Here is a 13,646-nt window from a genome sequence, read left to right on the forward strand (position 1 = left end):
AGATAGGGGGATTCTATGAAGCGAAATGTGGTTTTGGCTCTACTATTATCAGGCTTACTTGTATTTATGGCGTCCTGCAGTTCAAGCGAATCAAAGAAAGACATTCAGATGGAGAGCTCATCAACATCGCAAGATATGGCAACTACAGAGCAAGAGAATAGAGCTGAAACAGAAGAGTTAGCCAACGAACAATCTAAAGTGATCCCAACGAATAGGAAAATCATCCACAGGGCGGAATTACAGCTCAATGTGAAAAAACTTGAAAATACTCAGCTTATAATAGAGAAAAAGGTGAGTGACTATGGAGGTTATATCGTTGAATCGAATGTGCATCGGGAAAGCGAGGAAAGTATAAGTGCTCGGCTCACTGTTCGAATCCCAGAGCAGCACTTTCAAAAGTTTTTAACGGATGCCGAAGGGGAAGCGGCTGAAGTTTTGAATCGTAATGTGACGGGGGAAGATGTAACCGAACAATATATTGATCTAGAGTCCAGGGTGAAATCAAAACGAACAGTAGAGGAAAGGCTACTCGAGTTTATGGGGAAGGCAGAAAAAACAGAGGATTTATTGAAAATATCGTCTGATTTATCCAAAGTCCAAGAGGATATCGAATTAATTGTAGGAAAGATGAAGTATCTAGAAAATCAGACGTCATTTTCTACTATTGAAATAACAATGTATGAAAATAGTGTTATTGTTCCAGGACTAGACGGTAAAAATTTAGACACGTGGGATAAAACTAAAAAACAACTTGCTACAAGTACAAATTTTATCTTTGCGACGGGTTCGGGCCTGATTGTCTTTTTCATCGGAAACTTACCAGTACTTCTACTTCTACTACTCGTAGGTATAGGGATTTATTTTGGCGTTAATAGAATGAAAAAGCCTAAATAGGTTATCAAATATAACAAAAGCAGCATGTTGCAAATGCTGCTTTTTTCCTGTTTTAAGTTTGGAAATAAAGATTTTTATGTAAACTACATCCGGGATTAAACAGTGCTGAACAAGTAAGGCACTTCGATCCACAGGTCAAATACTCCGAAACAGTTAGTTCATAACCACATGCTCCACAAAGAACTGCTTTTTCACCAAACATCTCAGTGGGCCAAACGTCAGGATTGCCACAACCGTCTTCTTCATGACATTCATAGCAGGGATAGTAGGTGCCACAACAATAAAACTTTATCGCAATCCGGTCGATTTCGGAATGATAATGTGCACACCGAGTTTCTTCATCAAGAACTTTTCCTCGAACTGTATGGCCTTTGATTTGCATGTTCAATTCCTGCCCTTCATCTTCAAAAAGTGTATTGAATTATAAGTGTTGTGGGAAGGCTAATGTGAAAAAGGATTGATTTTATGTGGAATGAGTTCCCGATTATCCATACAAACGTCTGGGATGCTTTTTGGGCAATACCCGCTATTCTTCTAGGAATATTCCTGTTGAAACTTTTATTTAAACTCCCTGAAAGTTGGTTTTCAACCGCGGCAACAATTATTGGACTTATCTTGTCTATTTTCATCAGTCATCCAGGTAACTTACCCGCGGGTATCTTCATGGGTTTTTTCTATGGTGGAGCGGTCAGTGGAACTATATATTCGATGAAGGTCTGGTACAATAGCTATCGCAAAAAGTAACTGAATCATGTTATTTCAATGGACAAAATCCACACTGCATGAGACCGGGTACATCTTTTGAGAAACAACATGTGGTACGGACTTCTGTATTCAAAAGTGCGGACGGCTCGCATCCTTTTAAGTAGGTGGCAAATAAAGAACGAGGTGCGATTCCTTCCCACAGCGTGTCGTCTTTCAATATGTTGAGGTCCGCGCGTGCTTCTACGGAGGTACCTGGATTTTCCAAAAGAACATGGTACTGCCAAAGGAGAAAACCAAAGATATTTTCCCATAACGTCAATGGAGAAATAGATGTGACGGTGCGGATTTGTCGGATGACAGCTCCGCATTCATCCTGCAGAATCCGCTTAATGACATCTCGCCGTTCCGCGTCTTCTACATATCGCCAATCCTTCGCGGATGCAAACGTACTAACAGCCAGTTTTCCGTATTCTTCTTTTGCACCAAAATGAAGTTGTTCATTGTTTCCATCCCATACTTCATCGTATGCCGCCAGGTTATAAAATTGCATCGCGGTAAACATACCGAAACGGCGCATGAAATACGATGCTGCTACAGTTCGGTTGGGGCTTCCGCTCACTGCTTGGACGACATTTAGTATATCTTCCGTTTTTTGACTATCGAGTAGCATTTTCAATGTGAATAAATTCCGTTCGGGCGAATCTACATAAATGCTGTACATATTCAGTTGTCTGAGCTGGTCCGTGGTTAAGTTTGTCATAGATCGATTATAGCGTTCTTACTAGTCAATCATCAAGTTGAGCAAGCGCTCAGTCTGCTGTATACTAATTGAATAGGCGGACTTTTATAGGAGTGAAAAAACGACGTGGAAAAACGATTGAGTGCAGAACAGTTTATTGATTTGATTGACGTAGAGGCTGATATTATTATCCCGATTGCCAATGGGGAACCTCATCGTCTACTTGATATATTGGAAGAGAACCATTCGGAATTACAGAACGTTAAGATTCATCAAATGCTGGCTCTTCGGGAGCGGGATTATATAATAGGTAAAATGAAAGGTCATCTTTCACATGTCTCCTACTTTTTAAGTGGTGCAACACGGAAGGCTTATCAAGAGGGCAAAATAGCATTAGTTCCCAACGTTTTCCATGAAGTCCCGCGCATGTTGAAAAAAGTTACGAACATGTCGATGATAATCACAGTTGCTTCTCCAATGGATGAACACGGTTATTTTTCATTGGGCACACAGGCAGACTATATTTCCGAATTCATTGGTCATGTTCCGTTTGTCTTGGAAGTGAATAAGCATATGCCACGTACATACGGTGAAAACCAAATTCATATTAGCCAAGTTGCGGGATACATTGAAAATGATGCGACTTTATCAGAAGAAAGCTCTCCATTAATTGGTGAGAAAGATCTTAAAATTGCTGAATTTGTAACGAATGTTATTGAAAATGGGGATTCACTCCAAATTGGTATTGGAGCCATTCCGAATGCGGTTATGAGCATGTTGAAAGACCACCGTCATCTTGGTATCCACACTGAAATGCTGACAGACGGAATCGTTGACCTTGTGCAAGCAGGAGCTATCGATGGGACACAGAAATTCACACATAAAGGGAAGATTGTTGCGACATTTGCATTCGGATCACAGCGTTTGTACGATTTCCTCCATGAAAACCCTGCGGTTGAATTTTTACCTGTGAGTATGGTGAATGATCCACGTGAGATTGCGAAAGAAGAAAGAATTGTATCCATCAATGCGACGACGGAAGTTGACCTTTATGGACAATGTGCTTCTGAAACAATTGGAGGACGCTATTATTCATCAACCGGTGGACAAGCAGATTTTGCACGCGGAGCACGTTTTGCAAAGCATGGTAAAGGGTTCATCTGCATGCATTCAACAGTGAAAAACGACACCATTTCGCGCATTAAACTGCAATTGTCGCCAGGTTCTGTCGTAACGACGTCGAAAAATGACGTCGATAACATCGTCACGGAATACGGCATCGCTAGTCTGTATGGCAAATCGTTATCTGAACGTGCAAAAGCGCTTATCGACATTGCCCACCCGGCGTTCCGAGAAGAGTTAGTGTTTGAGGCGAAGAAAAACGGCATACTTTATTAATAGTGAAGCAGCGTCCTTTACAGGGAGCGCTGTTTTTTTATATTGTTTGCTAAAACCACGCAACTTCAGCCAGCCCTTTTTAAGCTTTTTCACAAGGGCGAGGCTGTTAATTCCATGTGGCTAGAAGTGAGTATGCCTGTAGTATCAACTATTATTTTTCTCCGCTTTTTGAAACAGCCACAGAGCCACCTGTAAGATCAAAGCATCCTTGAACTTTCTAGGATCATACCCCGTTTCTTCTATAATTTTATTCAAACGATAGATCAATGTATTTCTATGCACATATAAATCGTTCGCCGTTTTTTGGATATTTAAATCATTAACAAAGAAAGCTTCCAATGTTCTTGCTTTGTTTTCATCGAAACTTTTCAATACGCGATGAGAAAAACGTTCGGACACTCGTTCATCAACTTGATAGATCAATGCCTTTGCTTCAATTTGAGCAAATGAAACAATATCTCTCTCGGGGTTGCTTATCTTCATTGTAATGTCACAGTCTTTATACGATTGGCTGAATGTATCTAATGTACTAAAAGGTAGGCTATAAGCCATTCGAGAGATAACATTCAGTGATTTTAATAGCATGTAAATGGCTTCTATTTTTACAACACTTTCTTTTTCCTCAATGCCAAAAATAGTGATAAATATACGGTTAACATTTACAAAACTAACAATTCCATTTTTAGAGCCAATTATTTCTTCTATTTTTTGAATTAATGTGCGGTTGGGCACAGATCTCTCTGTTATTTGGATAATCATCGTTGTAAAAGGTGGCCTAAGGTGTAAGCCAAGCAAACTGAGGCTTTGATCAATACTGGTAACAGAAGCATCACTTTTTAACAATTGTTCAATTATTGTCTCTTTTGTTCGCTGCTTCCACTCCATTTGTGAATCCATAAATTCCTGCCGAATCATAAGTTCTGTAGTCATTTTAACCAGCTCTCCAATACTACCCATTTCATCGGGATCCCCAGTAATTCCAATAACACCTATAGTTTTTTCAAGAAAAACAATTGGGAGATTCACCCCAGGCTGGGAACCTTCCCAGTTGTTGTTTTCATTAGCATGAATAGTAAGTGCTTTTCCACTTTTAAGAACTTCTATTGCTCCGTTATGAATTGAACCAATTCTAGATTTATCTTGTGTGGCAATGATTATCCCATCCGTATTCATAATATTAACGTTGCGATGAAGGCGTAGAGAGGTCTCTTTTACAATCTCATTTGCAATTTTCCTCGTAAGCATATGCATAGGTTTTCTCATCCTTTAGTCGAAGTAGACAAAAAATAGATAGAATATAATCTTACTTTCATATGGTATAGCTATAGACTAGTTGAGTCAAGATTCATATAATTTAGATTAAGTAATTGAAAGCGCTTACGACAGGAGGATTTCATGAAAATTATTATAGCACCAGACTCATTTAAAGGAAGTTTAAGTGCCGTTGAAGCGGCAAATGCCATAAATAGGGGGATTAAAAAAGTATTTAGTGAAGCTGAAACCGTACTGCTTCCTATCGGTGATGGCGGCGAAGGGACGATGGAAACTTTAGTCGCGGCAACTGGTGGAAAAATACTAACTGTTTCCGTTATAGGACCCTTAGGAAATCAGATAGAAGCAGCGTATGGAGTATTGGGAGATGGTGAAACATGTGTCATCGAAATGGCATCTGCATCCGGACTGCACCTGGTACCAGAAGATAATTTTGTTCCCCTTAAAGCAACAACCTATGGCACTGGACAGTTGATTCAACAGGCTCTCAATGACGGTTTTTCATCCTTCATTATTGGTTTGGGAGGATCTGCAACAAACGATGGAGGAGCAGGAATGCTTCAGGCACTAGGACTTCGAATTTTGGATGAACTAGGAAATGAAATCGACCAAGGGGGGGGCGAATTAAATAAAGTGAATCGACTCGAATTGGATTCTTTTGATAAACGAATTAAAGATAGCAAATTTATTATTGCTTCCGATGTTCAAAACCCACTCATTGGTCCAAATGGGGCTTCTCATGTTTTTGGTCCCCAAAAAGGAGCTACAGCTGAAGAAGTTGACCTGTTGGATAGTAACCTCACCAATTGGGCAGATGTGGTTGCGAAGGAAACAGGAATCAAACTTCACAATCAACCAGGAGCTGGTGCAGCAGGTGGCATCGGAGGAGCCTTTCAAGCATTTTTCCCAGTTGAAATGAAGCGAGGAGTAGATGTAGTTCTTGATTATATTAAACTTGAAGCTGAATTGATAAATGCCGATCTTGTAATTACAGGAGAAGGACAAGTTGATAGTCAAACAGCATTTGGAAAAACCCCACTTGGAGTCGCTCAGATGGCAAAAAGTAGAAATGTTCCAACCGTTATTTTAGCAGGATCTATTGGGGAGGGAATTGAGGTACTGCATGACTTTGGTGTCGTAAGTATAAATAGCATTATTAATAGTCCGATGTCTTTAAAAGAAGCCATTGATAATGCGGAGGAATTATTAGCATCGAGTGCAGAACAAGTTATTCGATCTTATTTCCATCAAAGTGTAAAAGAAAAAGGGAGGTTATCTATTTGAGGATAAAAGAAGCTATAGAAAAAGTACCTGGGGGCATGATGGTAGTTCCGCTCTTACTAGGGGCTACACTGAATACGATTGATCAATTGCATATTCCTGTAGTAATGAACATTTTGAAGTCTTTAGGGACAGCACCAACAGATGCTGGTTATTATGAGTTTTTGAGAATAGGCGGATTTTCGCAGGAATTATTTAAAGATAGTGCATTAGTACTTATTGCTTTATTTTTATTCTGCGTAGGGAGCCAGATGAATTTAAAAATAGGTGGTAGAGCCCTGGAAAAAGGCGTTATATTAACTAGTACGAAGTACTTTACGGGTTTGGCGGTAGGTATAGCTTTCGGTTTCTTCTTTGATCCATGGACTGGAGTATTGGGGCTTTCTACTTTAGCGATTATAGCTGGGATGACAAATAGTAACAGCGGAATGTATGCTGCTTTAACTGGGCAATATGGGAATCGATCCGATGTAGGTGGGCTATCTATTCTTGCTATTAATGATGGTCCTTTTTTAACACTGGTATCTTTAGGGCTTTTAGGAACTACCCTCCCGATGATTGCATTCATTGCCGTTTTATTACCAATTGGTATTGGGATGATTCTAGGGAATTTAGATCCCAAAATACGTGAATTCTTAAAGCCAGGGGAGTCGTTAACGATACCATTTTTTGCCTTTGCACTAGGTGCTGGCATGAACTTGGCGAATTTCTTTAATCCATCTGTCCTCGCGGGAGGGTTAGCTATTGCTATCCTAACTTTCGTTCTCACTGGAGGAATGGCTATCATCGCATTTAAAATAGCTGGAGAAAAAAGTTTTATTGCGCCAATTGCGGAAGCTTCTACAGCAGGAAATGCCGCAGCAACACCTGCCGCAGTATTGGCGGCAGCCTCAGTAGCATTAGGTTCAGGTGCGATGAGTATGGCAGATTTCGAAATGATACAGAGTATTGTGCCCATTGCTACTGCACAAATTTCTATATCAACAATTGCAACCTCTCTGCTCTGTCCACTTGGTGTTATTTTGATGGATAGATATCAAAAGAAACGAGGGATATATGGCACTGAGGAATACCCTGGAATAAAGACAAAGAAAAAAACGAAAAAAACCAAAGAAGCATTAAATAATTAGTAGATTAATTAGTCAATAAGATGCTTCTCCCGCTATCATTTTATAGGGGAGAAGTGTTATCGTAAGAATAGAATTACAAATTATCAGAAAAGTGGTGTATTCAGAATGATTACGGAAATACTCTATGGAAAAGAAGGTATTTCATTAGATTTACCGGATAATTCTTTTATCATCGAACCGAAAAAGTTGTCTACATTAGAGAACGACAAAGATGCAATTCGACAAGCGTTAGGAAGTCCAATTGGCTCATCGCCCTTAAAAGAATCAGTAAAATCTACGGACATTGTATCTATTGTAATTAGTGATATTACTAGACCAACTCCGAATCATATTTTAATACCTTTATTAATTGAAGAGTTAGGCCATGTGCCTTTGGAGAATTTCGTGATTATTAATGGAACAGGAACACATCGCGATCAAACGAGGGAAGAGTTTGTTGGAATGCTAGGTGAGTGGATCGTCGATAACATTCGGATTATCAATAATAATTGCCATGATAAAGAAACACTCGTAAACCTTGGTCAAAGTAAATTCGGCTGTGATGTTTATCTGAATAAAGAGTATGTAGAATCAGATTTCCGTATTGTAACAGGTTTTATTGAACCACACTTTTTTGCAGGATTTTCCGGAGGGCCAAAAGGAATAATGCCTGGAATAGCGGGAATTGAGACAATCATGACCTTTCATAATGCAAGAATGATTGGCGATCCCCTTGCTACTTGGGGAAACATGGTAAATAATCCCGTCCAGGATATGACCCGTGAAATAAACGGCATGTGCAAACCCGATTTCATGTTAAATGTTACGCTTAATCGTGAAAAAGGTATTACAGCAGTTTTTGCTGGAGAGCTTTATAAAGCGCATGACTTGGGCTGTGCGTTTGCTAAAGAACATACAATGTTCCGCTGTGATGAACGATTTGATGTTGTAATTGCCTCGAATTCCGGCTACCCACTTGATCAAAATCTTTATCAAGCTGTCAAAGGAATGAGTGCGGCACATAAAATTGTTAAAGAAGGTGGCTCTATAATTATTGCATCTGAATGTTCAGATGGACTTCCTGATCACGGAAACTATTCCAAGATTTTTGAAATGGCAGATACACCGCAGGGATTACTCGATATGATCAATAATCCTGACTTTAAATTATTCGACCAGTGGCAAGTACAAAAACAGGCAGTAATCCAAGTCTGGGCGGACGTTTATGTATATTCCGAGCTTACAGATGAGCAAGTCGAAGGAACTATGTTGAAACCAACGCATGATATTGAAAAGACAATAGAAGAGTTAAAACAGAAGTATGGTGCAAATATGACAATAGCTGTTCTCCCTCTGGGTCCTTTAACGATTCCATATGTTGAAGAAAATGCATACGTTTAATACTATCTAGTGTATAGATAAAATATCAAAATGAAACGGGGCTAAAATTATGAACAAAACAGTTGAAAAAAATCAGCATCTAGGCAAAATCCTTTCCGGCATGAATCGTGTTCTCGTAGCATTTTCAGGTGGAGTCGATAGCACATTAGTCTTAAAAAGAGCACAGCAAGAATTAGGCTCTGCGAATGTTCTTGCAGTTGTCGTTGCATCTGAGTTATTCCGTGAAGAAGAATTTGAGAGTGCGGTTAAACTAGCAGAAAAAATGGGTGTCAACGTCCATCAGACTGAAATAAAAGAATTAGAAGATGAAGGAATTGTAGCAAATACTCCTGATAGCTGGTATTACAGTAAGAAGTTGCTCTATTCTCATTTAAATCAGCTTGCTAAAGAATTGGGTTATGATTATGTGTTAGACGGTATGATCATGGATGATGTAGCCGATTTCCGCCCTGGCATGAAGGCAAGAACAGAGGCAGGGGCTCGTAGTGTATTACAAGAAGCCGACTTATACAAACAAGAAGTCCGACAGCTTTCTAAAGAACTTGAGTTGCCAGTATGGAATAAACCCGCATCATGTAGTCTTGCATCGAGAATTCCCTATGGAACAAAACTAGATAAACGTAAAATTGAACAAGTCGATCAAGCAGAAAAATTCATTGCAAAACTTGGATTCGATATGGTGCGTGTACGCTACCATGACAATGTAGCTCGTATCGAAGTTACTCCAGAGGAAATTACTGAACTACTGAAGCACCGGGAAAAAATCCAGCTGAAGTTAACGTCACTTGGCTTTAATTATGTATCACTGGATCTGCGCGGCTACCGTACTGGTAGCATGAATGAAGTATTGCCGGCTGATTTATTGAAGATTGAAGTTAATTGATTAGTTTTTAAAGAGATGGAATTATATAGAGAGAAACGAACCCGATTTTAGTACAGTATGGGTTCGTTTCTCTTTATAAATAGGAAATGTAAGAACGGTGTATAACAGCTATTATTATGATGAAGAAGTAGGTGAGGATATGGAGAGTTTTGAAGACTTAGGATTTTGTAAAGTAGATTTTGATCGAGAAAAACGTCAGGGTTTTCCAGAGGTCATTTATGGTGAAGGGAAAACGGTTGAGCAGATTCAAGCAATTATGAGTAAGCTAATTGAAAAACATGGAAAAGTAATGGTTACAAGAGTGGACATGGAGAAAGGAGCAACTCTTGTAAAAGCATTTCCTTTAGCTCAATATGACACTACATCTCGAATTTTATTATATGGTACTTCAACACAACAATTTGGTGGAGAGGTAATGGTATTGTGTGCAGGCACTTCAGATCTTTTTGTTGCCGAAGAAGCAGCGATTACGGCAGCTTGGATGGGTTGCAAGGTGACTAGATTATATGATGTTGGCGTAGCTGGGATTGATCGATTATTGGCGTATCGCGATGACATCAACAAGGCCAGTGTGTTGATTGTTGTAGCGGGAATGGAAGGGGCTCTTCCAAGTGTCGTAGGTGGACTTGTTCAACGACCAGTTATAGCTGTACCAACTTCAGTCGGATACGGAGCTCATTTGCAAGGAGTAACACCATTACTAGCCATGCTAGCTTCCTGTGCTTCAGGAATGAGCGTAGTGAACATCGATAATGGATTTGGTGCAGGTTATCAGGCTGCACTTATCCTTAAACTTGTTTCAGAGGGGGTAAACCATGAAAATCCTGTATCTTGATTGTCAATCGGGAATTTCAGGTGATATGACACTTTCAGCATTAATTGATTTGGGAGCGAACATAAATTATATTAGAGAACAGCTAAAGGCGCTGCCGATTGATCCCTTTTCGTTAGATGTAAAACAAGTGGATAAGAGAGGGATATCATCCAAACTGTTGGATCTTCAGTTTGTTGAATCAGCTTCAGTGGAACTCGATAATGCTCATAGTCATAGTCATAGTCATAGTCATAGTCATAGTCATAGTCATAGTCATAGTCATAGTCATAGTCATAGTCATAGTCATAGTCATAGTCATAGTCATGATCAAGAAGACCATTCACATGATCATTTACATACGCATGGACATGAACACACGCACGATGACCATCAACATCATTTTCACCGAAAAGCATCTACTATTTTAGATATGATTAAGAACAGTGAACTGCCAGTTCGGGTGAAGGAAAGAAGTTTAGCTGTATTTCAAGTGATTGCAGAAGCTGAAGGGAAAGTACATGGGATGGATCCGAAAGACGTTCACTTTCACGAAGTAGGCGCCATGGATTCAATAATTGATGTAATCGGTGTTTGTTTGGCACTAGAAAGTTTAGATGTCAGTAAAATAATTGCTTCTCCAGTACCAACGGGATATGGAAAAGTAATGATCGCACATGGACTTTATCCGATTCCCGCTCCAGCAACCGCTGAAATACTAAAAGGTGTACCCCTAGCGGACTTTCATGTAAAAGGGGAGTTAACGACCCCAACAGGAGCAGGGTTTATTAAGGCATTATCGGATGAATACGGTTATATGCCCGCCCTTACAATAGAGAATATTGGTTACGGAGCAGGTAAAAAGAATTTTGAACATCCAAACGTCTTAAGAGCCGTCCTTTTTAATGAAGAGAAGGCTCCGCAACGTGAAAAAATAATCGTTCTGGAGTGCCAACTAGACGATTTAACTGGTGAGGCTCTTGGCTATACTATGGAAAAGGTATTGGCGGAAGGAGCTCTAGATGTTTATTTCACACCTGTGACGATGAAAAAAAGCAGACCTGGAACATTAATAACCGTTTTAACAAAGCCAGAAAAATCTCTTGCATTAGAGAATCTTTTATTACGTGAAACCAGTACTTTCGGTGTTCGTAGATCAGAATGGTCACGTAAGATTTTAGAGCGAGAGTTTAAGTCGGTTGAAACGGCTTATGGAAAAGTAACCGTTAAAATAGGTAAACTTGAAGGGGAAATTATGAAAATCTCTCCTGAGTATGAAGATGTAAAAAAAGCCGCTGTACAATATGAAGTTCCGCTCGTGGATGTCTATCTTTCAGTCCAACAAGCAGCTAGAGAACAAGCGGGAAATTAGAGGATTCCCTCAAAAAACTACGTAGAGTATTAGTCTACGTAGTTTTTGTGTGGAAAAAAGGTGAAAGATGCTCGTTTATCAGCATATGCCCAACACACATTTTTAGGCAGATACATACTATTTGAATGAAGAGGTGGTGGACGTTGAAGAGAGATGATAAGGCTGTCCGATACGATCCGTTTGAAATCGAACAGCGTGAATGGAAACAAAGACAAACGAAAGAACGGTTAAAACAGCTGTTGACGATTGCCTCGCCCCTATTCCTGCTCATTATGTGGGAATTCTTGTCGAGAACGGGAATGATTGATATCCGCTTCTTTCCGCCTCCATCTGCAATTGTGGGGACATTTTTCGGAATGATTTCAAGTGGTGAAATGGCGGGTCATATCGGCGTTTCATTGTACAGGATTCTTGTCGGATTTTTGCTAGGCGTCATACCCGGAATCATCATCGGTTTGTTAATGGGGCTTTATACGCCAATTCGACATTTTGTTTCGCCAATTGTCATGGCGCTCATGCCGATTCCTACACTTGCTTTGCTTCCAATCATTATTATTATTTTTGGGATTGGTGATTTATCGAAAGTTGTAACAATTGCTGGGAGTGTTTTTTTTCCTGTTGTCATTAATACGGCAGCTGGAGTCATTAATATCGATTCAATCTATTTGGATGTGGCAAAAAATTATGGAGCTAGTAAACTAGACTTTTTTACGAAAATTGCTTTGCCCGGTGCGATGCCGGTTATGTTGGAAGGGATTCAGATGGGGCAGGCGATTGCGCTTCTGACAATTGTCGCTGCGGAAATGATGGGTGCTACATCAGGGATTGGCTATCTAATCTGGGTTTCGTACAAAGCGTTCTTACTGCAAGAAATGTACGTTGGGCTCATCCTCATTTCGTTTTTCGGTTATCTGTTCTCGCTATTGCTACGAGGAATTCAGAAAAAGATGTTACCGTGGAGGTGAGTAGATGAGTAGGAAAGCAAAAATCATCATTCGTAATTTAACAAAGGCATTTTATAAAAAACAAGGCAGTGTTACGGCGCTAGACGATATTAATGTAACAATCAATGATGGGGAATTCGTTTGTATTGTTGGACCGAGTGGTTGCGGTAAATCAACGTTACTTCGAATCTTGGCAGGGCTTGAAACCCCGAGTATTGGTGAGTTTACGATTGCAACCGCGACGGATGGAGAGGATCGACCATTGCAATCGATGGTGTTTCAGGAAAAGGGTATCATTCCATGGCTCACTGTCGAGAAGAATGTAGCGTTCGGACTCAAAATGCGTCATTTGCCGAAAAAACTTATAAAAGAGCGTACTACGTATTATTTGAAAAAGACCGGTCTAGAAAAATTTTCAACCCTTTATCCGAAAGAGCTATCAGGGGGCATGAAACAACGGGTGAGTATTGCGCGTGCATTTGCCAATGATCCGGAGATCCTGTTGATGGATGAACCGTTTGGTGCACTTGATGAGCAAAATAAATTCATCTTGCAGGAAGAGTTGCTGTCGATTTGGTCGGAAACGGGGAAGACGATTCTATTCATTACCCATAGTATTGATGAAGCGTTATTGCTAAGTGATCGTATTTTACTGATGAGTTCGCAGCCGGGTAAAATTATTCAAGAAATTATTGTCGATATGCCACGCCCGCGCAAAATTGAAGACATACGAGAAAACCCAGTTATGGCAGGGCAATTCGTGGAAATATGGAAGCACTTGCAGGAAGAAGTACAGCGTTCAAGACGAGAAGATGGATAGAAAGGGAGAGGTTCGAT

General features: G+C 40.0%; 14 protein-coding genes. 11 read left to right on the forward strand and 3 right to left on the reverse strand.

Translation table 11 applies throughout. The annotated features are described in order from the left end of the window. Window positions 1–15 precede the first annotated feature (15 nt). On the forward strand, window positions 16–894 hold the full coding sequence (locus MKZ26_RS15865; RefSeq protein WP_340766745.1) for a DUF4349 domain-containing protein: 879 nt from the start codon (window positions 16–18) through the stop codon (window positions 892–894). 52 nt (window positions 895–946) lie between these two features. Here MKZ26_RS15865 and MKZ26_RS15870 read toward each other — a convergent pair whose 3' ends face one another. Continuing rightward, complete coding sequence (locus MKZ26_RS15870) at window positions 947–1,276, reverse strand: CHY zinc finger protein (RefSeq protein WP_082786858.1); 330 nt, start codon at window positions 1,274–1,276, stop codon at window positions 947–949. A gap of 83 nt (window positions 1,277–1,359) precedes the next feature. On the opposite strand from MKZ26_RS15870, the gene MKZ26_RS15875 reads away from it, so the two are divergent. After that, window positions 1,360–1,638 (forward strand): hypothetical protein, encoded by a 279-nt coding sequence (locus tag MKZ26_RS15875; protein ID WP_340766746.1) that lies wholly within the window; start codon window positions 1,360–1,362, stop codon window positions 1,636–1,638. Between the two features lie 10 nt (window positions 1,639–1,648). On the opposite strand, the gene MKZ26_RS15880 is transcribed toward MKZ26_RS15875, so the two are convergent. Next, complete coding sequence (locus tag MKZ26_RS15880; protein WP_340766748.1) at window positions 1,649–2,359, reverse strand: hypothetical protein; 711 nt, start codon at window positions 2,357–2,359, stop codon at window positions 1,649–1,651. 105 nt (window positions 2,360–2,464) lie between these two features. Here MKZ26_RS15880 and MKZ26_RS15885 point away from each other — a divergent pair, with 105 nt between their 5' ends. Then, window positions 2,465–3,736 (forward strand): acetyl-CoA hydrolase/transferase family protein, encoded by a 1,272-nt coding sequence (locus tag MKZ26_RS15885; protein WP_340766749.1) that lies wholly within the window; start codon window positions 2,465–2,467, stop codon window positions 3,734–3,736. A gap of 144 nt (window positions 3,737–3,880) precedes the next feature. Here the strand turns inward: MKZ26_RS15885 and MKZ26_RS15890 are convergent, their stop codons facing one another. Beyond that, window positions 3,881–4,987, reverse strand: coding sequence for a CdaR family transcriptional regulator (locus tag MKZ26_RS15890; RefSeq protein ID WP_340766750.1), 1,107 nt, complete (start codon window positions 4,985–4,987; stop codon window positions 3,881–3,883). 144 nt (window positions 4,988–5,131) lie between these two features. Here MKZ26_RS15890 and MKZ26_RS15895 point away from each other — a divergent pair, with 144 nt between their 5' ends. From MKZ26_RS15895 to MKZ26_RS15930, 8 genes are all read left to right on the forward strand, one after another. Further along, window positions 5,132–6,292: a glycerate kinase family protein gene (locus MKZ26_RS15895; protein ID WP_340766751.1), complete on the forward strand. Its 1,161-nt coding sequence runs from the start codon at window positions 5,132–5,134 to the stop codon at window positions 6,290–6,292. After that, window positions 6,289–7,419, forward strand: a complete 1,131-nt coding sequence (locus MKZ26_RS15900) for a 2-keto-3-deoxygluconate permease (protein ID WP_340766752.1) — start codon at window positions 6,289–6,291, stop codon at window positions 7,417–7,419. The genes MKZ26_RS15895 and MKZ26_RS15900 overlap by 4 nt, the downstream gene beginning before the upstream one ends. A 105-nt stretch (window positions 7,420–7,524) precedes the next feature. After that, window positions 7,525–8,799, forward strand: coding sequence for a nickel-dependent lactate racemase (gene larA, locus MKZ26_RS15905; RefSeq protein WP_340766753.1), 1,275 nt, complete (start codon window positions 7,525–7,527; stop codon window positions 8,797–8,799). 49 nt (window positions 8,800–8,848) lie between these two features. Continuing rightward, window positions 8,849–9,682 carry an ATP-dependent sacrificial sulfur transferase LarE gene (gene larE / locus MKZ26_RS15910; protein ID WP_340766754.1) on the forward strand — a complete coding sequence of 278 codons (834 nt, stop codon included), beginning with the start codon at window positions 8,849–8,851 and terminating at the stop codon, window positions 9,680–9,682. Between the two features lie 139 nt (window positions 9,683–9,821). Next, the gene (gene larB / locus MKZ26_RS15915; protein WP_340767671.1) at window positions 9,822–10,517 is read left to right on the forward strand and encodes a nickel pincer cofactor biosynthesis protein LarB; all 696 of its coding nucleotides are present in this window, start codon (window positions 9,822–9,824) and stop codon (window positions 10,515–10,517) included. Further along, window positions 10,498–11,865, forward strand: a complete 1,368-nt coding sequence (gene larC, locus MKZ26_RS15920) for a nickel pincer cofactor biosynthesis protein LarC (RefSeq protein ID WP_340766755.1) — start codon at window positions 10,498–10,500, stop codon at window positions 11,863–11,865. The genes larB and larC overlap by 20 nt, the downstream gene beginning before the upstream one ends. 143 nt (window positions 11,866–12,008) lie before the next feature. Then, entirely contained in the window at window positions 12,009–12,830 is an 822-nt protein-coding gene (locus tag MKZ26_RS15925; protein ID WP_340766756.1) for an ABC transporter permease, read from the forward strand. A 4-nt stretch (window positions 12,831–12,834) separates the two neighbouring features. Beyond that, window positions 12,835–13,629 (forward strand): ABC transporter ATP-binding protein, encoded by a 795-nt coding sequence (locus MKZ26_RS15930; protein WP_187046149.1) that lies wholly within the window; start codon window positions 12,835–12,837, stop codon window positions 13,627–13,629. Window positions 13,630–13,646: the final 17 nt, after the last annotated feature.

The sequence above is a fragment of the Sporosarcina sp. FSL K6-6792 genome (assembly GCF_038004885.1).
GTDB lineage: Bacteria > Bacillota > Bacilli > Bacillales_A > Planococcaceae > Sporosarcina > Sporosarcina psychrophila.